This window comes from Micromonospora sp. CNZ299, assembly GCF_002754415.1.
On record NZ_PEFG01000001.1, the window covers coordinates 3,630,706 to 3,649,968 of the forward strand.

The 19,263-nt window shown below is 73.0% G+C and carries 20 protein-coding genes; 9 read left to right on the forward strand and 11 right to left on the reverse strand.

The window, feature by feature from the left end:
* Positions 1 to 25: 25 nt before the first annotated feature.
* The gene (locus tag CLT68_RS16970; RefSeq protein WP_099852090.1) at positions 26 to 2,164 is read right to left on the reverse strand and encodes a SpoIIE family protein phosphatase; all 2,139 of its coding nucleotides are present in this window, start codon (positions 2,162 to 2,164) and stop codon (positions 26 to 28) included.
* A 198-nt stretch (positions 2,165 to 2,362) separates the two neighbouring features.
* Between CLT68_RS16970 and CLT68_RS16975 the strand changes: the two genes are divergently transcribed.
* Complete coding sequence (locus CLT68_RS16975) at positions 2,363 to 3,172, forward strand: mechanosensitive ion channel family protein (protein WP_099852092.1); 810 nt, start codon at positions 2,363 to 2,365, stop codon at positions 3,170 to 3,172.
* Positions 3,173 to 3,240: 68 nt separating this feature from the next.
* Here CLT68_RS16975 and CLT68_RS16980 read toward each other — a convergent pair whose 3' ends face one another.
* The gene (locus CLT68_RS16980; RefSeq protein WP_099857264.1) at positions 3,241 to 3,594 is read right to left on the reverse strand and encodes a DUF6401 family natural product biosynthesis protein; all 354 of its coding nucleotides are present in this window, start codon (positions 3,592 to 3,594) and stop codon (positions 3,241 to 3,243) included.
* Positions 3,595 to 3,755: 161 nt separating this feature from the next.
* Between CLT68_RS16980 and CLT68_RS16985 the strand changes: the two genes are divergently transcribed.
* Positions 3,756 to 4,205, forward strand: a complete 450-nt coding sequence (locus CLT68_RS16985) for a hypothetical protein (protein WP_099852094.1) — start codon at positions 3,756 to 3,758, stop codon at positions 4,203 to 4,205.
* Between the two features lie 139 nt (positions 4,206 to 4,344).
* Here the strand turns inward: CLT68_RS16985 and CLT68_RS16990 are convergent, their stop codons facing one another.
* Positions 4,345 to 4,548 (reverse strand): hypothetical protein, encoded by a 204-nt coding sequence (locus CLT68_RS16990; RefSeq protein ID WP_099852096.1) that lies wholly within the window; start codon positions 4,546 to 4,548, stop codon positions 4,345 to 4,347.
* 158 nt (positions 4,549 to 4,706) lie between these two features.
* Between CLT68_RS16990 and CLT68_RS16995 the strand changes: the two genes are divergently transcribed.
* Entirely contained in the window at positions 4,707 to 5,996 is a 1,290-nt protein-coding gene (locus CLT68_RS16995; protein ID WP_099852098.1) for an MFS transporter, read from the forward strand.
* Here CLT68_RS16995 and CLT68_RS17000 read toward each other — a convergent pair.
* The 4 genes from CLT68_RS17000 to CLT68_RS17015 all read right to left on the reverse strand — a co-directional run bounded on the left by CLT68_RS17000 (position 5,951) and on the right by CLT68_RS17015 (position 8,338).
* A complete protein-coding gene (locus tag CLT68_RS17000; protein ID WP_088947318.1) occupies positions 5,951 to 6,214 on the reverse strand; it encodes a hypothetical protein in 264 nt (87 codons plus the stop codon). The two genes, CLT68_RS16995 and CLT68_RS17000, sit on opposite strands and share 46 nt — an antisense overlap.
* 109 nt (positions 6,215 to 6,323) lie before the next feature.
* Positions 6,324 to 6,785, reverse strand: coding sequence for an SRPBCC family protein (locus CLT68_RS17005; RefSeq protein WP_088947319.1), 462 nt, complete (start codon positions 6,783 to 6,785; stop codon positions 6,324 to 6,326).
* 51 nt (positions 6,786 to 6,836) lie between these two features.
* Entirely contained in the window at positions 6,837 to 7,253 is a 417-nt protein-coding gene (locus CLT68_RS17010) for a DUF2795 domain-containing protein (protein WP_099852100.1), read from the reverse strand.
* 98 nt (positions 7,254 to 7,351) lie between these two features.
* The gene (locus tag CLT68_RS17015) at positions 7,352 to 8,338 is read right to left on the reverse strand and encodes a YihY/virulence factor BrkB family protein (protein ID WP_099852101.1); all 987 of its coding nucleotides are present in this window, start codon (positions 8,336 to 8,338) and stop codon (positions 7,352 to 7,354) included.
* A 176-nt stretch (positions 8,339 to 8,514) separates the two neighbouring features.
* On the opposite strand from CLT68_RS17015, the gene CLT68_RS17020 reads away from it, so the two are divergent.
* Positions 8,515 to 8,916, forward strand: a complete 402-nt coding sequence (locus CLT68_RS17020) for a ChaB family protein (protein WP_099852103.1) — start codon at positions 8,515 to 8,517, stop codon at positions 8,914 to 8,916.
* A gap of 54 nt (positions 8,917 to 8,970) precedes the next feature.
* Here CLT68_RS17020 and CLT68_RS17025 read toward each other — a convergent pair whose 3' ends face one another.
* Positions 8,971 to 10,404 (reverse strand): aldehyde dehydrogenase family protein, encoded by a 1,434-nt coding sequence (locus tag CLT68_RS17025; RefSeq protein WP_099852104.1) that lies wholly within the window; start codon positions 10,402 to 10,404, stop codon positions 8,971 to 8,973.
* Between the two features lie 72 nt (positions 10,405 to 10,476).
* Between CLT68_RS17025 and CLT68_RS17030 the strand changes: the two genes are divergently transcribed.
* A complete protein-coding gene (locus CLT68_RS17030) occupies positions 10,477 to 12,084 on the forward strand; it encodes a phytoene desaturase family protein (protein ID WP_099852106.1) in 1,608 nt (535 codons plus the stop codon).
* Positions 12,085 to 12,133: 49 nt separating this feature from the next.
* On the opposite strand, the gene CLT68_RS17035 is transcribed toward CLT68_RS17030, so the two are convergent.
* The 3 genes from CLT68_RS17035 to CLT68_RS17045 all read right to left on the reverse strand — a co-directional run bounded on the left by CLT68_RS17035 (position 12,134) and on the right by CLT68_RS17045 (position 14,533).
* Positions 12,134 to 12,901, reverse strand: coding sequence for a polyprenol monophosphomannose synthase (locus CLT68_RS17035; RefSeq protein ID WP_088947325.1), 768 nt, complete (start codon positions 12,899 to 12,901; stop codon positions 12,134 to 12,136).
* A 187-nt stretch (positions 12,902 to 13,088) separates the two neighbouring features.
* The gene (locus CLT68_RS17040; protein ID WP_099852107.1) at positions 13,089 to 14,090 is read right to left on the reverse strand and encodes an SDR family oxidoreductase; all 1,002 of its coding nucleotides are present in this window, start codon (positions 14,088 to 14,090) and stop codon (positions 13,089 to 13,091) included.
* Positions 14,087 to 14,533 carry an SRPBCC family protein gene (locus tag CLT68_RS17045; RefSeq protein WP_099852109.1) on the reverse strand — a complete coding sequence of 149 codons (447 nt, stop codon included), beginning with the start codon at positions 14,531 to 14,533 and terminating at the stop codon, positions 14,087 to 14,089. The genes CLT68_RS17040 and CLT68_RS17045 overlap by 4 nt, the downstream gene beginning before the upstream one ends.
* A gap of 154 nt (positions 14,534 to 14,687) precedes the next feature.
* Between CLT68_RS17045 and CLT68_RS17050 the strand changes: the two genes are divergently transcribed.
* Genes CLT68_RS17050 through CLT68_RS17065 form a run of 4 tightly spaced genes read left to right on the forward strand, consistent with a single transcriptional unit; the run spans position 14,688 to position 19,253 of the window.
* On the forward strand, positions 14,688 to 16,379 hold the full coding sequence (locus CLT68_RS17050) for an HAD-IIIA family hydrolase (RefSeq protein ID WP_099852111.1): 1,692 nt from the start codon (positions 14,688 to 14,690) through the stop codon (positions 16,377 to 16,379).
* Positions 16,376 to 17,350 (forward strand): glycosyltransferase, encoded by a 975-nt coding sequence (locus tag CLT68_RS17055; protein ID WP_088947329.1) that lies wholly within the window; start codon positions 16,376 to 16,378, stop codon positions 17,348 to 17,350. The genes CLT68_RS17050 and CLT68_RS17055 overlap by 4 nt, the downstream gene beginning before the upstream one ends.
* Positions 17,335 to 18,552: a glycosyltransferase gene (locus tag CLT68_RS17060; RefSeq protein WP_099852113.1), complete on the forward strand. Its 1,218-nt coding sequence runs from the start codon at positions 17,335 to 17,337 to the stop codon at positions 18,550 to 18,552. The genes CLT68_RS17055 and CLT68_RS17060 overlap by 16 nt, the downstream gene beginning before the upstream one ends.
* Entirely contained in the window at positions 18,549 to 19,253 is a 705-nt protein-coding gene (locus CLT68_RS17065; RefSeq protein WP_099857266.1) for an SIS domain-containing protein, read from the forward strand. Before CLT68_RS17060 ends, CLT68_RS17065 begins: the two co-directional genes overlap by 4 nt.
* Positions 19,254 to 19,263: the final 10 nt, after the last annotated feature.

A 19,263-nucleotide genomic window follows, 5' to 3' on the forward strand; every position in this document is an offset into this window, starting at 1 on the left:
GTGCGTCCTCCTACCCTTCGGGCTCTCAGGAATGCGCGGATGGCGGCGTGAGGATCTCGAACCAGACCGTGGAGCCGCGGACCGACGGGTCGGTGCCCCAGGCGTCGCTGAGCTCCTCGATCAGGCCGAGCCCGCGCCCACGACTGCTCAACGTGTCGGTGCGGGCCCGGGTCACGGTGCCCCGGGTGCCGGAATCGGCGACCGAGACCAGCAGCCGCTCGGGGCTGAGGTCGATCTCCACCCGGGCGGCGGTGCCGGCGTGCAGCAGCGCGTTGGTCGTCAGCTCGCTGGTGCACAGCACCGCCGCACCGATCACCGACTCGGGCACCTGCCACTCGGTGAGCTGGCCGGTCATCCAGTGCCGGACCCGGCTGGGGGCGGTCGGCTCCGCGGGCACCTCCATGCTCGCCGAGCGACTCGGCTTGAGCGCGTGCTCGACCGCCAGCACGGCCACGTCGTCCTCGGTGCCGCCCGGAACCGCGGCGGTGGCCACCGCGCAGAGGGCACGTGGGTCGCCACTGCCGGCCTTCGCGACGGCGTCACTGAGGGTGGTCAGCCCGGCGGTCAGGCTCTGCCGGCGACGTTCCACCACCCCGTCGCTGAACAGCAGCAGGGTGTCGCCCGGGCGGAACTCGACAGTCGTGGTGCCCGGCCGGCCGCCCAGACCGAGCGGGGGCCCGGCGGGGACGTCCACGTACTCGGCGTGGGAGCGGCCCTCCGGGTCACCCCGGCGGATGAGCGGGGCGGGGTGGCCGGCACTGGCCAGGGTCAGCTGCCGCCGCTCCGCGTCGATCACCCCGAACACGACGGTGACGAACAGCTCGTGGGTGCCGGCCTCCACACCCAGGCTGGTCACCAGCCGGTCCAGCCCGGCCAGGACCGCGTCCGGTGCCGGGTCGGACAGGGCCAGCGCGCGCAGCGCGGCCCGGACCTGCCCCATTCGCGCGGCGGCCTGCACGTCGTGCCCGGCGACGTCGCCCAGCACCACGCCCAGCGTGCCGTCGGGCAGCAGGAACGCGTCGTAGAAGTCGCCGCCGGCCGCGTTGCCGTCGACCCCCGGGTCGTAACGGGCCGCGATCCGCAGCCTGGGCAGGTCTGGCAGGTGCTCCGGCAACATGCTGCGCTGCAACAGCTGGGCCGTGCCGTGCTGGGTCTCGAAGCGGCGGGCCCGCTCCGCGGCCTGGCCGATCAGCTCGGCCGAGGCGGCCAGCAGTGCCCGCTCGGCGGGGGACCAGGTGTGCGGGACCTGGTAGCCGACCGCCAGCCCGCCGCGCACCACCGAGGTGCCCAGGGGCAGGGCCGCCATCGAGCGGACCTTCTGGTCGTGGCGGTCCACCGCCGTCTCCCGCAGCGGTTGCCCGTCCCGAACGAACGACGGGCCGCCGGAGCGCGCCGCCTGCACCACCGGGGCCGACCAGTCCGCCGGAGCGCGTCGCCAGAGCGGGGGAAGCCGCTCGTCGGCCTCGTCCAGCAACTCGCCACGGACCCGGCGCACCATGCGCCAACCGCCGCCGCCCTCGTCGACCGCGAACGAGACCTGGTCGGGGTCGAACGTGGTGATCGCGTAGCGCAGCGCCACCCGGGCCACGTCGTCGAGGGTGAGCGTGCCGGCGAGCGCCGCAGCCACCTCGCTGAGGCTCTGCAACTGCTCGGTGACGTGGGTGGTCTCGGCCGCGACCGCCAACACGCCGACGATCTGCCCGGCGCTGTCGCGCACCGGCGAGTAGCCCCGGGTGAAGACCGCCTGCTCCACGGTCGGGGAATGCCCACGAACCAACGGCAGGGTGGACTCCTTCTCCAGGAACGGCTCGCCCTGCCGGTAGCTGCGCTCGATCACCTCACCCACGCCGGGCAGCGCCCAGATCTCCGCGAACACCTCCGCTGCCGGGCGGCCGAGGGCGCTCGGGTGCTTGGTGCCCAGCAACTCGGCGTAACCGGCGTTGTAGAGCAGGACGAGGTCGTCGCCGTACGCCAGGGCCATCGGCATCGGCGAGGCGAGGATCAGCTCGACCACGACCCGGATCGCCATGTCCCAACTCTCGGGTGGGCCCAGCGGGGTGTCGGCCCACTCGTGGGCGAGCACGGCAGCGGCCGCACCGGAGCCGGTGGGTGCACCCGGGCCCGGGGTTGCTGGCATGGGGACTCGCCCGACCGTTCCTGGCATGTCCGCAGCCTAGTCGGCCGACCGGAAAAGGCATCCGATCATGGCCGTGGGCTGTCACGCCCCCGGTCGCGGTGGCCGTTCGGGCAGTTCAGGGCCCCTGTTCGGCGGCTTGTCGCAAAAAACTCGGCGCTCTGCGCGGAGTGCCGCACCGGTAGCCGGGTATGCGCCCGGCGCAGTCCATGCGACAGGAGGGACATCATGCTGAAAACCCTCGCGGTCCGGCAGGCCGACATCGGCGATGCCATCGCCGACACCTGGAGGTCGGTGCTGCTCTTCATCCCGAAGGCAGTGGCCTTCATCGTCATCCTCGTGGTCGGCTGGCTCATCGCCAGAGCCGTCCTCAAGATCGTGGATACGGTGCTGGAACGGGTGCACTTCGACCAGGCCGTCGAACGTGGCGGCATCAAACGGGCCCTGGAGAGAACGAAGTACGACGCCAGCGACATTCTGGCCAGACTGGCGTACTACGCCGTACTGCTGTTCACGCTGCAGTTCGCCTTCGGAGTCTGGGGGCCCAACGCGATCAGTGACCTGATCAGCGGCGTGGTGTCCTGGCTGCCACGTGCGTTCATCGCGATCGTCATCGTGGTGGTGGCGGCTGCGATCGCCAACGCTGTCCGGGATCTGGTCACCGGGGCGCTGGGCGGGCTCTCGTACGGCAAGGTCCTGGCCGACCTGACGGCGATCTTCATCATCGCTCTCGGCGTGATCGCCGCGCTGAACCAGGTGGGTATCGCCACCACGGTGACCACTCCGGTGCTGATCGCGGTGCTCGCCACTGTGGCTGGCATCCTGATCGTCGGTGTCGGTGGCGGCCTCGTGAAGCCGATGCAGAAGCGCTGGGACGGCTGGCTGGACCGGGCCGCCCAGGAGGCCCGGGCGGTGCAGCAGCAGCGTCAGGCCACGGCGGCCGGACGGAGCGACGTGGAGCGGCAGATGGCCGACCGCGGGGGCGACCGCACCCAGGCGATGCCTCGGGTGGACGAAGCCCAGCAGTACCGCTCGTAAGGGTTCGTAACGGTACGGCGGTGGGGAGGGTGTTCCGCGTACGACGCGGGGTGCCCTCCCCGCGCGCGTCAGGCCCCGTCGAGCGAGCGGGCCATCGCGCAGACCGCGAGCAGTCGGGTGAGCAGCCATTCCGGCTCGCTCCAGTCGACCGGCCCATCAGGCGGCGTCCACCCGTGCTCCAGGGCAGCCTCGCGGACCCCCTCGGCATAGCCGGCGAGCGCTGCGGCGGTCAGCGGTTGACGGTCCCCGTCGAGGCTGTCCCGGACGGCGGCGGCGTGCTGGTCGACGAGGGCCAGCAGCCCCGGTCGCGCCGCGGCGGCGGTCAGCCCGACAGTGCCGATGGAGACGGTGAGGGCGGCCAGGGTGGACCGCGCCGAGTCGACGGCGGTACGGGAGGCGACCCGGTTGAACGGCACACGCATGGTGACCGAGGCTAACCGACCGGTGACCGGGTCGACCTCGGCCGCTCGGCGGATGTCGGCTGCGCCACTGGGCGACCAGAGCTGACCGCGGGGGTTGATCCGGCACAGACGGGGCAGCAGGAGAACACCCACGGATCACGGGACACGGCACGGAGGCACGGATGGGACAGCAGGCGGACGGACCGGACGAGCAGCACCAGCGGCCACCGGGGGTGAGCGACGAGACGGTCGCCGCGCTCGGCAAGCTCAGCGAGGCGCTGGAGTGTGTGGAGCGGGCCCGGGGGCACCTGTACTCCCTGCACCAGTTGATCGGGCACGCCGACCTGATGCTCGACGACGCGGTGGAGCAGTTTCGCGCCGCCGGGCATCAGCAGCTCGCCGAGCGGATCGACACCGAGTTGCGGGGTCGTAACGTCATCGCCGGGCGGTGGACGTTCCAGATCGTCGAGGACTTCGACGACGGCTACCACGCGCTGTTCCGCGAGGTGGACCAACAGGCCCGTGACGAGCTGGTGGGCGGGCGACGCCACCTCTACGAGGCGGAAATGAAGGAGCGCCGCCGCAGCCGGGGCCGGCCGGGGCACGAGGCCCGACCGGTCAGCGAGGGCTAGGGCCTGTGTCAAAGTCCTCGGTCGAGCCGAGGCGGAGTACAGGCGGCGATCCGGCAAGGCGGGTATCCGGACGAATGCCCAACGCGGCCGGTCGTCGTCTGGGCCCGCCGCAGGCCGGCCAGGGGCTTTGACACAGGCCCTAATCGCCGGTCGCGGGGCGTCGCCGCGCCGCGTCGTCAGCGATGATCACGATGGCCACCATCAGCGCGACGCAGAGGCTGAACAGCCACGACTCGTCAGCGACGAGCCAGGCGGACACGGGTGCCTGCAGCGCGGCGAGCATGAAGCCGAGCCAGGCGAGCCGGCGCTGACGCGTGGAGAGGATTCCGGAGCCTTGATGCATCCCGAAATTCTTACGCGAACACGCCGGGTTGCCGTCCTCCGATCGGTCGATTCTGGATGAGCTGTCCGTTTTCTCGACCGTCCGGACACGACTTCTTTGCGCCGGGGGCGCTCGGGTGCCGACGGCGCTAAGGTGCCCCTGCGGCAGGATGGTGTCTCGTGTCCACCACGCCTCCACGGCCCCGTGCCTCGCTGCTCCTGCTGGCCTACCTCGCGTTCGTCAGCCTCGGCCTGCCCGACGGCCTGCTCGGCGTCGCGTGGCCGTCGATCCGGGGCGACTTCGGTGTCCCGACCGAGGCGGTCGGGTGGGTGTTGACCGCCGGCACCGTCGGCTATCTCACCTCCAGCGTCCTGGCCGGGTTCACACTGGCCCGGGTCGGCGTGGGCGCGCTGCTCGCCGGGAGCACCCTGCTGGCCAGCCTGGCGCTGACCGGCTATTCCGTGAGCCCCGTGCTGGCCGTGCTGGTGGGCTGTGCGCTGCTGCTCGGTCTCGGGTCCGGCGCGGTCGACTCCGGGCTCAACGCGTACGCCGCCGGGGCCTTCGGGCCGCGCCACATGAACTGGCTGCACGCCTTCTTCGGCCTGGGCGTGGCGATCGGTCCGCTGATCATGACCGGGGTGCTGAGCGCCGGGCTGGCCTGGCGCTGGGGTTACGGCATCGTGGCCGGAGCGCAGATCGTTCTCGCCATCGCCTTCGTGCTCACCGTGCGAGCCTGGCACCGTGCCGTACCAGGCAGCACCGAGGCTGCCGACGCCACACCCGCCGAGACTCCGGCGGTCGTCCGGCTTCCGGTCCGGGCGACGCTGCGAATGCCGGCGGTCTGGTCGGGGACGGTCGCCTTCGCGCTGTACGTGGCCATCGAGGTGTCCGCCGGCCTCTGGGCGTTCCTGCTGCTCACCGAGGGGCGTGGGCTGAGCGCTGCGGTGGCCGGCGGCTGCGTCTCCGCGTACTGGGGCAGCCTCTTCGTCGGCCGGGTCGTGCAGGGGGTGGTGGCCGAGCGGTTGGGGGCCGGCCTGGTGTTACGCGCCAGCCTGGCCGGGATGGCCGTGGGCGCGTTGCTGATCGCCGTTCCCGGTCCGGCCGTGCTGGCGGTGGCCGGCCTGGTCGTGGTCGGGTTCGCCGCCGCGCCGGTGTTCCCGCTGCTCACCCTCACCACCGCCGACCGGGTCGGCGCGGCGCACGCGGACCGGGCAATCGGGCTCCAGATCGGCGCGTCCGGCATCGGCGCCGCGCTCGTCCCGGCCGGCCTCGGTGTCCTGATCGGCAACACGTCGGTGCAGGTGCTGGGCTCGGCCCTGCTGGTGCTCGCGCTGGCGTTGATCGTGCTGTACGAGTGGGGCGCTCGTCGTTCGACCGGCCGGCCCACCGCACACCCGGTGCCCGTGCAGACCGGCGGGGAGGGTCAGCCGACGTCGGGGCCGGTCCGTCCGGTGGTGGACGGGCGGTAGCGGCGCTCCGGATCGGTGTCCTCGCGGCTGTTGCCCTGGGCCTGTCCCTTACGGTCGTCCGCTGCCGGCCCGTGGCCGAACGTCGCCTCTTCCCCCGCGTCGTTGCCGGTCACGTCGTCGGCCTGCCCGTCGATGCTGGAGCCGGCCACGGCCTGCTCAAGCTCTTCCAACGGAAGCCGTTCCTCGTCCCGCCACACCCTGATGTTGTCGTCGGTCATGTCTTCAGCCGTACCCGGGCGCGATGATCGCAAACGGTGGTGTGCGACAAGGCTCGGACACGGCGATGGCCGCCAGGATTCTGGCGGCCATCGCTGTCACTGCTCAGGGTCACGGCTGGGGACGGTCCACCGACCCACGCCAGGCGCCGGTTTCCTGACCGCGCCGCTCGATGAAGGTCTTGAACCGCTCCAGGTCGCCCTTGGCCCGCCGGTCGACGATGCCGAGCTTGTCACCGGCCTGCTCGACCACCCCGTGCGGCTCGAACTCGAGCTGGAGGGTGACCCGGGTCTTGTCCTCGTCGAGCCGGTGGAAGGTCACCACACCGGCCTGCTGGGTGCCACCGGTCGAGCGCCAGGCGACCCGCTCGTCGGGGAGCTGCTCGGTGATCTCGGCGTCGAACTCACGCTTCACCCCGGCGATGTCCACCGTCCAGTGGGTCATCGTGTCGGAGAGCTGCCGGACCTCCTGCACGCCCTCCATGAACTGCGGGAACTCCTCGAACTGCGTCCACTGGTCGTACGCGGTGCGTACGGGCACGGCAACGTCGACATGTTCGGTTACGCCACTCATCAGAGAACCTCCTTCAGTCGCCAATGGTTGTCGGATCGGGGGCGATCCTTCTCACCAGCGAGTTGTCTCGTTCTTGTTGCCGAGCGCGGCCCACACCTCGGAGACCGTCTGGTAGACGGTGCCCTCGGGCAGCCGTTCCAGCGCCGCCACGATGTCGTCGGGCGCCTCGTTCTCCTGGGCGCTGGCAATGAGCACCAGGCGGTCGCCCGGCAGCGCGCTCATCGAGATGAACCGGCCGAGCCGGCTGCGCTGCTCGACGTCCGTGGAGCTCATCCCCTTCGGGGCGCCCGTGCGCGTCTCGCCGGCCGGCGCGGTGGTCACCTCCGGCTGGTCCTCGCCAGCCGGTTCCGGCACCCGCGCCTCATCGACCCGAGAGCCACCGGTCCCCGGCCCCTGCACGAGGCCGCTGACCTCCTGGCTCATCTGTTCGTCGATCCTCGGTCCGTGCTTGCTGTTGCCACGCTCCATGCCTTCTGCGCTACCCGGCACCCCGCCCGCTAAACCGGCACCGGGCCACGAACGGGCCATGGTCCGGTCCCGAACCGGACGACCGGCCCTGAACCGGCTCAGTCCTCGGCGGGCTTGCGGGGCGGCAGCACCGGCTCCTCCGGGTCCTGGTCGCCGGCCTGCAACTGCCGACCGCGCTGCACCTCGGCGTTGATCTGCACGCCCAGCATCAGCGCGGAGTTGGACAGGTAGAGCCAGACCAGGAACGCGATGGCCGCCCCCAGACTGCCGTAGGTGGTGTCGTACGAGCTGAAGTTGGTCACGTAGAGGCCGAAACCGAAGGAGGCCACCGCCCAGGAGACCAGTGCCACCGCGCCACCCGGGGTGAGCCAGCGGAACCGGGGCTGACGCACGTTCGGCGCGATCCAGAACAGCAGCGACAGCAGCGACATCATGATCATGGCGAGCACCGGCCACTTCGCCACGCTCCACACCGTGCGCGCCAGACCTCCGGCGTTGATCAGGTCGCCGACCGCGTCGGTGACCGGGCCGCTCACGATCAACCCGAGGGCGACCACCGCGAGCAGCACCAGGGTGATCGCGGCCAGGCCGATCTGCAACGGCCGCAGCTTCCAGACCGGCCGGCCCTCGTCCACCCCGTAGATGGCGTTGGAGGCCCGGGTGAACGCGCCGATGAAACCCGACGCGGACCACAACGCACCGAGCAGGCCGAAGCTCAGCAGCAGCTTGGGGTTGCTCTGGTCGAGCACCACCGTGCGGATCACCCCGACCACGCCGTCCTCGTCGTCGCTGAGCACCGACCCGGCGCCCACCTGACTGGCCAGCTCGACGATGGTGTCGACGGTCTGCTCGCCGCTGGAGACCAGACCGACCAGGGCCACGATCACGATGGCGGACGGAAAGACCGCCAGGACCCCGTAGTAGGTCAGTGCGGCGGCCCAGTCGGAGCAGTTGTCGTTGACGAAGTTCTGCACGCTGCGGACCAGCACCCCGCGCCAGGTCCGCCAACTCAACTGCCGCATCCGGCGGGGAACCCGCGTGCCGTGTGCGCCCTCGCGCGTCGTACCGGGCTCCGTGGTCGTCATGCCCGCTCCCTGCGCCCCGGCCACCGGATGACCGGTCGTCCGGTCGGGCCTGGCCCCCGATACCCGGATCGGGAAATCGAGAAACTCACCCGGTGCCCCGCCGGTAGCGCCTATGGTTTGCCGCCGCGGCACCGGGGAACGGTCACGGTGACCCTGTCGACACGGAGGAGGACGAGATGCCCGGGCGCGAAGACCTGCCCAGCACGCTGCGGCGCTCCCCGGAGAAGGCGCAGCGCACGTGGGAGAAGACGCACGACTCGGCGGTGGAGACCTACGGCGAGGGGCAGCGGTCGCACCGCACCGCCTTCGCCGCGGTGAAGCACCAGTTCGAGAAGGTGGGCGACCACTGGGAGCCGAAGGGCCGCAAGGGCCCGAGCGACCAGCAGGCCGCTGGCGGCGGGCCGGAACGGCGAGCACCCACCGCCGGTGGGGTGGACGCCAACGCCACCAAGGACCACCTGATGTCGGTGGCCCGCAAACTGGACGTACCCGGTCGGTCCAGCATGACCAAGCCGGACCTGGTCAAGGCCATCGAGAAGGCCAACGACCGGGCCACCCGCAAGGCTCGCGGCGACTGACCGCACAGACGACGGCACGGGCGGACGCACCACCCCTGCGTCCGTCCGTGCCGTTCACCAGTGCCCGCCGCCCGGCGCCCCGATGTGCACCGCCTTCGTGGCGGTGAACTCGTCCAGCAGTTCCGGGCCGTACCCGAAGCCCTGCCCACTGGCCCGGCGCGGGTGCGCGGCGCCACCCGGCGCGCCCCCGAACACCGCGTTCACCTTCACAGTGCCCACCGGCAGCTCGCGCCAGGCCCGCTGCGCGTGACTCATCGACGCGGTCAGCACCGTGGCGGCCAGCCCGTACGGGGAATCCGCGGCACAGCGCAGCGCCTCGTCGAACGAGTCGACGACCACCACCGGCGCGACCGGCCCGAACGTCTCCTCCCGCACCAGCGGCATGTCGTGCCGGCAGTCCGTGACCACAGTGGCCGGGTAGAACGCCCCCGGCCCGTCCGGCACCTCGCCGCCGACCAGCGCCCGAGCGCCGGCCGCAACCGCCGCCGCTACCTGCCCGTGCACGTGGTCGCGGTGCCGTCGGTCGACCAGCGGGCCCAGCTCGGTGCCCGGGTCCCGACCCGGCCCGACGCGCAGCGCCTCGGCGCGACGCGCGAGCGCGGCCACGAAGTCCCCGGCCACCTCCCGGTGCACGTAGATCCGCTCCACCGCCACACAGATCTGCCCGGCGTTGGCGAACGCGCCCATCGCGGCCTGACCGGCCGCCCACTCCGGGTCGACACCCGCGTCGACGATCAACGGGTCGCTGCCCCCGTTCTCCAGGAGCACCTTGGCGCCGGTGCGGGCCGCGGCGGCGGCGATCGCCCGCCCGGTCGCGGTGGACCCGACGTGAGCCACCACGTCGACGTCCTGCGCCGCCAGCGCCGCACCGACCTCCGGGCCACCGGTGAGCAGTGACAGCACACCGGCCGGCAGCGCCTGGTCCAGCGCACGCGCCAGCAGCCAACCCGTCGCCGGCGTCCGTTCGCTCGGCTTGTACAGCACCACGTTTCCGGTCACCAGGGCCGCGCCGAGCAGCCCACAGGAGACCGCAACCGGGTCGTTCCAGGGGGTGATCGCGGCGACCACACCGCGCGGCTGCGGGGTGAGGAAGTCCAGCGCGTCGGCTTCGCCGTTCAGCGTCCGCCCGCCGCGCAGCGGAGCCAGCTCCGCGTACTGTCGCAGGGTGCCGACGCCCGCCTCGACGCCGCCGCGGGCGTCCGCCAACGGCTTGCCCATCTCCGCGGTGACCGCCGCCGCCAACTCCTCGGTGGCCGCCGCGACCGCCTCCGCGGCCCGGTGCAGCGCCGCCGCCCGCTCGGCCGGAGCGGTCGCCGCCCACTGCGCCGCCGCGTTGCGGGCCGCCTGGGTCGCCTTGCCGACCTCGTCGGCGCTGGCCACCGGCACGGTGCTGACCGGCGAGTCGTCCGCCGGGTCACGCACCACCAGTTCACCGCCGTCGCCGCCAGCGCCCCACACCCCACCCACCAACTGCGCAACCGTGTACATGCGGCGCTGGATGCCCCGGCCTCGGCGAGGCAAACGCGTTTCGCCCGGTTGCGCGCAGGGTAGGCGGATCGGATGACTACCACCGCCGCGCACAGCGCGGACGCCGTCGTCGTCGGTGCCGGTCACAACGGCCTGGTGGCGGCGAACCTGCTGGCGGACGCCGGCTGGGAGGTGGTGGTGCTGGAGGCCACCGCGACACCCGGCGGCGCGGTCCGCTCCGCCGAGGTGACCGCGCCCGGCTATCTGAGCGACCTCTACAGCTCCTTCTACCCCCTCGGGTACGCCTCACCGGTGCTCGCCGGCCTGGACCTGGGTCAGCAGGGGCTGTCCTGGCGGCACTCGCCCGACGTGCTGGCGCACCTGCTGCCGGACGGCCGGGCCGCCGTGATCAACCGGGACCCGGACGTCACAGCCGCCTCGCTGGAGCAGTTCGCCCCGGGCGACGGCAAGCGCTGGCTCAACGCCTACACCGACTGGCTCGACGTGGCCGAGCCGATGCTGGAGACCATCACCACGCCGTTCCCGCCGGTCCGCGGAGGGCTCGGTCTGCTGCGTCAGCTGCGCGTCGCCGGCGCGCTGCGGCTGGCCCGGCGCCTCGTGGTGCCGGTCCGCAAGCTCGGTGACGAACTCTTCGACGGCCCCGGCGGGCCGGCCCTGCTGGCCGGCTGCGCCCTGCACACCGACCTGTCCCCGGAGGAGGCCGGCTCCGGGGTGTACGGCTGGTTGCTGGCCATGCTCGGCCAGCAGGTCGGCTGGCCGGTGCCCGCCGGAGGCGCGCAGCAGATCACCAACGCGCTGGTGGCGCGGCTGCAACAGCGCGGCGGCGCGATCCTCTACGGCGCCCACGTCGACCGGGTGCTCACCGCCCGGGGCCGGGCGATGGGCGTACGCACGCGGGGCGGCACGCTGTGGCGGGCCCGCCGGGCCGTGCTCGCCGACGTGCCGGCGCCAGCGCTCTACCTCGACCTCGTCGGCGCGGCAGCGTTGCCGTCGCGGCTGGTGGAGGACCTGGCGCACTTCCGCTGGGACGGTTCGACACTCAAGGTCGACTGGGCGCTGTCCGCGCCGATGCCCTGGACGAACCAGCAGCTGGCCGGGGCCGGCACCGTGCACCTTGGCGCAGACCTGAACGGGCTGACCCACTACGCGGGCGAGCTGGCCCGAGGTGAGCTGCCCCGGGACCCGTTTCTGCTGGTCGGGCAGATGTCCGTGGCCGACCCGAGCCACTCCCCGCCGGGCACCGAGTCGCTCTGGTCGTACACCCATCTGCCGTTCCGCCGGGACTGGCGGGCCGAGGACGTCGCCGGGCACGTGCAGCGCATGGAGGACGTGCTGGAGGAGGCGGCCCCGGGTTTCCGGCAGCTCATCGTCGGCCGGCACGTGGCCGGGCCGGCCGACCTGGAGAAGGGAAACCCGAGCCTGGTCGGCGGCACCCTCGGCGGTGGCACCGCTGCCGCGTACCAACAGCTCTTCCTGCGTCCGATCCCCGGCCTGGGCCGGGCGGACACTCCGGTGGACCGGCTCTTCCTGGCCAGCGCGTCGGCGCATCCCGGCGGCGGCGTGCACGGCGCTCCCGGTGCGAACGCCGCCCGCGCGGCGTTGGCCCGCGACCGCGCCCTCACCGGGCGTGCCTACGCCGCGGCCATCGCGACGGCCCACCGCGCCGTCTATCCCGACTAACCCCCGCCCGGACCCCGCCCACAGCCCTCATCGAGGTGGGGATGGGGGGTCAGCGGGTGATGTTGCGGTGCTTGCTGCGCAGGCGGAACGGCATCAGGGCGCTCTCCACCTTGGTCGCGGTGGTCATCTTGGAGAGGCCTTCCTGCCGCTCCTCGAAGCGGATCGGCACCTCCAGGATGGTGTGCCCCAGCTTGGTGGCGAGGTAGTGCATCTCCACCTGGAAGCTGTATCCGTTGGACTGCACCCGGTTCAGGCCGATGTCGCGCAGCGCGTCGGCACGCCAGACCTTGAAGCCAGCGGTCAGGTCCCGGATGCGCACCCGCAGCAGGGTGTGCACGTAGAGGTTCGCCCAGCCGCTGAGGGCCCGGCGGTACAACGGCCAGTTCTCGTCCAGCTCGCCACCGGGCACGTAGCGGGAACCGATCACCACGCTGGCCTGGGTGGAGAGCAGCGCGCCCAGCATGCCCGGCAGAGCCTCCGGCGGGTGCGACAGGTCCGCGTCCATCTGCGCCACGTACTCGGCGCCGCCCTCGATCGCCCGTCCCATCCCGTCGACGTACGCGCGGCCGAGGCCCTCCTTGCCGGCGCGGTGCACGACCTCGATCCGGTCCGGATGCTCGATGGCCAGCTTGTCGGCCACGTCGCCGGTGCCGTCGGGGGAGTTGTCGTCGGCGACGAGGATGCGCAGGCCAGGCAGCGGCAGTGCGAGAAGTCGCTCCACCAGCGTGGGCAGGTTGCCCGCCTCGTTGTAGGTGGGCACGACGACGGTCAGACGTGCGTCCTGCCACGGCGACGGCAGCTGCACAGGCTCGATCATGCGGGACATCCTCGGTTCGCGGACAGGGCTTACCGAAGAGGGTATCCAGTTGGCACATTCGGTTTGAAGAGGCACCCCTTCCGGGCGTTGCGTATGGCGCCGCCCGGCCGTGTCCGCCCATCGATTCGCCGGTCGCGGCGTTGGCAGCTCAGCGCCCGAGGGGGCCGGCCAGCGCTTCCGGGGTCGGTCAGCGCCAGCGACGCGCCACGGCCGCGAGGGTCAGTCCCGCAGCGGCGAGCGCGACACCGGACAGGGCCGGTTTGTGGGTGCCCACCCAGAGCGCGGCCGAGCGGTCGTGCGCCCGGTCGTGGAACACGCCCGCGGTGCCCTGGTCCGTGTCCTCGTCGCCGGGATGCTCGAGATTGTCCCGCCAGGTGGCCGGGTCGATCTTCTCCCCGGTCTGCTGGCTGTCGTAACCGTCGCGGGCCAACTTCCGGTCCAGCAGGCCGGGGAACAGGATGTCGCCCAGCCGGGCCCGCCACGTCGGGCCGCCCACGTTCAGCTCCCTGGTGCCACGGTCGGCGGCCCACACGATGGCCCGGGCGGCCAACTCCGGCGTGAAGATCGGCGGCACCGGCTGCGGATGCCGGGGAAGCCGGGTGCGGACCCAGGAGAACTGTGGCGTGTTGACGGCGGGCAGCTGCACCATCGACAGCTTCACCCCCGGGCAGTCGTGCAGCAGCTCGGCGCGTAACGAGTCGTTGAAACCCTGGATGGCGTGCTTGCTCGCGCAGTACGCCGACTGCAACGGGATCCCCCGGTAGGCCAACGCGGAGCCCACCTGCACGATCGTGCCCCGCCCGTGCGCCCGCATGTGCCGCAGCGCCGCCAGGGTGCCGTGCACCGTGCCCAGGTAGGTGACCTCGGTGACCCGGCGGAACTCGCGGGCCGGGATCTCCCAGGCCGGCGCGAACACCGACGCCATGGCGTTGTTGACCCACACGTCGATGCCGCCCCACCGGTGCACCACGTCGTCGGCGGCCTGCTGCACCGTGCCCGCGTCGGCCACGTCGACCCGGTACGCGCGCACGTCGGTCGCACCACGCAGCCGGCACTCCCGCTCGGCGGCGGCAAGGCCCGCCTCGCCCCGCGCCAGCAGCGCCAGCCGGGCGCCCCGGTCCGCGTACGCGTGGGCGACGGCCCGACCGACGCCGGCGCTCGCCCCGGTCACCACCACGGTCTGCGTCACGGGGACCCCTTCTGGCGGGTGGCGATGTCGGCGAGCCGGTCCAGCGTCTCCCGGTTACGCAGGTGCAGCACCAGATCGTTGACCTTGTTGCGGACCCAGCGCAGCGGGCCGGCGGCGAAGTCCTCCCCGAGGCGTACCCGGGTGGCGTTGTCGCCGACCGGCTGCAGCGTGAAGGCCACGATCGCCTCCCCGGCCGGCCAGAGACCCGCCTTGAGCACGAGCCGGTGCGGCGGTTCGCAGACCAGCACCGTCGACGCGTCCTGCAGGGAGAACGGCCACGGCCCGGCCTTGTGGTGCAGTTGGCTGCCCACCCGGGGCCAGGCGTCGTCCACGTCGCGTACGTGTGTCGTCCCGACCACCCAGTCGCTGTACGTCCACCCGTCGGCGAGCACGTCGAAGACCTGCTGCGGGGGAGCGTCGATTACTTTCTCCACAATCGCCACTGGGCTTTCATACCCCCGGCAGGCACCGGCTAACGGCCGGCGGGTTAGCTTCTCCGGCACGGCGGGTAAGGCCGACGCGGGGCACCGCTGGCGGCGCTGGCCCACCCCCTCGACGACGACGTTTACTCCTCGGGGCGCAGGGAACCCGCCGGCTGTGCGACAGGACCAGGAGGATCCGTATCAGCGCAGGTCAGCCCCGGTTTACGCCGCTGCTGACCGCGCCGGTTCCGCCGGGTCCAGTCGCACAACTGTCGGAAGCCCCCGGCCCGTCCTGTACGACGCGGTGCTGCTGGACCGCGACGGCACCCTGATCGAGGACGTGCCGTACAACGGCGACCCGGAGAAGGTGCGGCCGGTGCCGGGGGCGCGGGCGGCGCTGGACCGGCTGCGGGCGGCCGGGCTGCGCCTGGCGGTCGTGACGAACCAGTCGGGGCTGGCCCGGGGCTACTTCACCGGGGAGCAGATGCGGGCGGTGCACGCCCGCGTCGAGGAGTTGCTGGGTCGGTTCGACGCGTGGCTGGTCTGCCCGCACGACGACGCCGACGGCTGCGACTGCCGCAAGCCGGCTCCCGGCCTTGTGTACGCCGCCGCTGGGGAACTGGGCACCACCGCGTCCAGGTGTGTGCTGGTGGGCGACATCGGCCGGGACGTCGGCGCCGCGCTGGCCGCGGGGGCGGCAGGGGTGCTGGTGCCGACCCCGGTGACCCGACCGGAGGAGATCGCGGCCGCCGGGTGGGTGGCCACCGACCTGCCGGCGGCGGTGGACGAGATCCTGCGCCGCCAACAGGCCGTACGACAGGCGACCCCGACCGGTGACCCGGTGCGCACGGCGCTCGTGGTCCGGTCGGACTCGGCCGGGGACGTGCTGGTCACCGGGCCGGCGATCCGTGCCGTCGCGGCGAGGGCGCAGCGGGTGGTGCTGCTGTGCGGGCCGCGTGGCCGCGCCGCCGCCGACCTGCTGCCCGGCGTCGACGAGATCATCGAGCACCCGCTGCCCTGGATCGACCCCACGCCGGGGCCGGTCGACCCGGAGGCGGTGCGGAGCCTCACCGCCCGCCTCACCGCGATCGGCGCGGACCAGGCGGTGGTGTTCACCTCGTTCCACCAGTCCGCCCTGCCGCTGGCGCTGCTGCTGCGGATGGCGGGCGTCGGCCGGATCGCGGCGATCAGCGACGACTACCCGGGCTCGCTGCTGGACGTCCGGCACCGGGTGCCGGTGGGCGTCCCCGAACCGGAACGTGCCCTCTCCCTCGCCGCCGCCGCCGGTCACCGGCTGCCCGACGGCGACGAACCTGTGCTCCGGCTCCGACGCGACGCCGTGCCGCCGCGCCCGGCCGACCTCGGCGACCCGGGGTACGTGGTGCTGCACCCCGGCTCGGCCGCGTCGAGCCGGGCCTGCCCGCCTGAGGTGGCGACCCGGATCGCCGGGGCGCTGACCGCCGCCGGGCATCGGGTGCTGGTCACCGGCAGCTCCGACGAGCGTGACGTCACCGCCCGGGTCGCGGCGGCCGGGGGCACCGACCTGGGTGGGCGAACCGACCTGGCCGGGCTGGCCGGGATCGTGGCGGACGCCAGCGCGGTAGTGGTCGGCAACACCGGGCCCGCGCACCTGGCCGCCGCGAGCGGAGTGCCGGTGGTGAGTCTCTTCGCGCCGACCGTCCCGTTCGGTCAGTGGGGGCCGTACCGGGTGCCCACCGTTCGGCTCGGAGACGCCGCCGCGCCCTGCCGGGACACCCGTGCCGCCAGCTGCCCGGTCCCCGGGCACCCCTGCCTCAGTGGCATCGACCCGGACGAGGTGGTCGACGCGCTGCGGATGCTCGCCGTCGGTGGTGGTGGCAGCCGATGAACATCCTGCTCTGGCACGTGCACGGCTCGTGGACCACGTCGTTCGTGCACGGCAGCCATCGCTACCTGATCCCCACCACACCCGACCGCGGCCCCTACGGCCTCGGCCGGGCCCGCACCTACCCCTGGCCGGACAGTGCGGTCGAGGTCGCCCCGGAGGACCTGCCGGGCGCCGACATCGACCTGGTCATCCTGCAACGGCCGGAGGAGATCGACCGGGCCGAGGCGTGGCTGCGCCGCCGCCCCGGCCGCGACCTCCCGGCGATCTACGTCGAACACAACACCCCGAAGGGCGACGTGCCCAACACACGGCACCCCATGGCCGACCGCGACGACCTGCTCATCGCCCACGTCACCGGGTTCAACCAGATCTTCTGGGACACCGGCGCCACCCGCACCACAGTGGTCGACCACGGCATCGTCGCCCCCACCGTCTCCTACACCGGCGAACTCGACCGGCTCGCCGTGGTGATCAACGAGCCGATCCGGCGAGGACGGGTCACCGGCACCGACCTGCTGCCCCAGTTCGCCGAGATCGCGCCTCTGGACGTTTTCGGCATGGGCGTCGCCGGCCTGGCCGACCACCTCGGGCTGCCCGCCGACCGGCTCACCAGCCACGACGACGTACCCCAGCACCGGATGCACGCCGAGCTGGCCCGGCGGCGCGCGTACCTGCACCTGTGCCGGTGGACCTCGCTCGGGCTCAGCCTCATCGAGGCGATGGCGATCGGCATGCCGGTCGTCGCGCTCGCCACCACCGAGGCGGTGATGGCGGTACCCCCGGAGGCGGGCGCCCTCGCCACCCGGACGGACACCCTGCTCGACGCCGCCCGCCGGTTCATCGCCGAACCGGCGACCGCGCGCCAGGCCGGCGCGGCGGCGCGAACGGCCGCACGCGACAGGTACGGCCTCGACCGTTTCCTCGCTGACTGGGACCGGCTGCTGGAGGAGGAAGTATGCGGATCGCGATGATCTCGGAGCACGCCAGCCCGCTCGCCGTCCTCGGAGGGGAGGACGCCGGCGGCCAGAACACGCACGTCGCGGAGCTGTCCGCCGCGCTCGCCGCCGCCGGGCACGAGGTACGGGTCTACACCCGGCGGGACGCGCCCGACCTGCCGGTGACCGTCCGCAGCCCGGACGGGTACGACGTGGTGCACGTCTCCGCCGGGCCGGCCGAGCCGGTGGCCAAGGACGCGCTGCTGCCGCACATGCGGGAGTTCAGTGCCTGGCTGATCGAGCGCTGGCGGGGCGGGGACTGGGTGCCCGAGGTGATCCACGCGCACTTCTGGATGAGCGGCCTGGCGGCGCTGACCGCCGGCCGGCAGACCGGGGTGCCGGTGGTGCAGACGTACCACGCGTTGGGCACCGTGAAGCGCCGCTACCAGGGCGTGCAGGACACCAGCCCGGCCCGCCGGGTGTCCTACGAGCGCGAGCTGGGCCGCTCGGTGGACCGGATCGTCGCCCAGTGCCGTGACGAGGTGGGCGAACTGGTCCGGATGGGCGTGCCCCGGTCCCGGATGACCGTCGTGCCCTCCGGAGTCAACCTCGCCACGTTCGCCCCGCTCGGGCCGGCCGCCGACCGCGAGTCGGGTCGGGCCCGGATCCTGACCGTGGGCCGACTGGTCGAACGCAAGGGCTTCCAGACCGTGGTCCGTGCGATGGCCCTGGTCCCGGACGCCGAGTGCGTGGTGGTCGGCGGCCCGCCCGAGGGGCTGCTGGAGACCGACCCGTACGCCCGGCGGCTTCGAGCACTGGCCGAGTCGTGCGGGGTGGCCGACCGGGTGCACCTGGTCGGCGCGGTGCCCCGGGAGGAGATGGGCCGCTGGTACCGCTCGGCGGACCTGCTTGTCGCCGCACCCTGGTACGAGCCGTTCGGGTTGACCCCGCTGGAGGCGATGGCCTGTGGGGTGCCGGTTGTCGGCACCGCCGTCGGCGGCATCCGGGACACCGTCGTCGACGGGACGACCGGTGACCTCGTGCCGGCGCGGGACCCGCAGGCGCTGGCCGCCGCGATCCAGGGGTTGCTCGACGACCGGATCAGGCGCTTCGCGTACGCGACGGCGGCGCGCGAGCGGGCCCGGACGCGGTACTCGTGGGCGGCAACCGCCGAGCGGCTGGTCGAGGTCTACAGCGAGGTGGCCGCCGTGCGTCGCCCGACCCGGGTGGTGGCCTGATGCCGGCGGGAAGCCTGCTCGACACCCACCTGACGAACCTCGCCGCGGCGCTGGTGTCGTACCGGCGGTGTGAGTCGCAGCTGGCCCGCTGGGGTGCGGACCTGGCCCACCGGCTGGCCGGCGGGGGTCGTCTGCTGGTCGCCGGCAACGGCGGTAGTGCCGCCGAGGCCCAGCACCTCACCGCCGAGCTGGTCGGCAAGCTGCACCACGACCGGCAGCCGTTGTCCGCGATCGCGCTGCACGCCGAGACGAGCGCGCTCACCGCCATCGCCAACGACTACGGCTACACCGACGTCTACGCCCGCCAGGTGCGCGCGCATGGTCGTCCCGGTGACGTCCTGCTCCTGTTGAGCACCAGCGGCAGCAGCGCCAACCTGATCACCGCCGCGCTGGCCGCCCGGGAGGCCGGCCTGACGAGCTGGGCGCTCACCGGGGCGACGCCCAATCCCCTCGCCGACGCCTGTGACGAGGTGCTGGCTGTCGCGTCCCCCGACACCCAGGTCGTCCAGGAGCTGCACCTCGTGACCAGCCACCTGCTCTGTGAGTACCTCGAACAGGAACTGCCCGCCGCCCTGGCCGCGGTCGCCGATCCGGCGGCGGTCCACCACGCACCGACCGAGCCCGCTCCGCCGGCCCGGTCGGTGCGTACCGGGGTCGAAGTGGTGCTCGACGGTGGGACCGGACAGCAGGTCGACGCGTGAGGATGAGGAG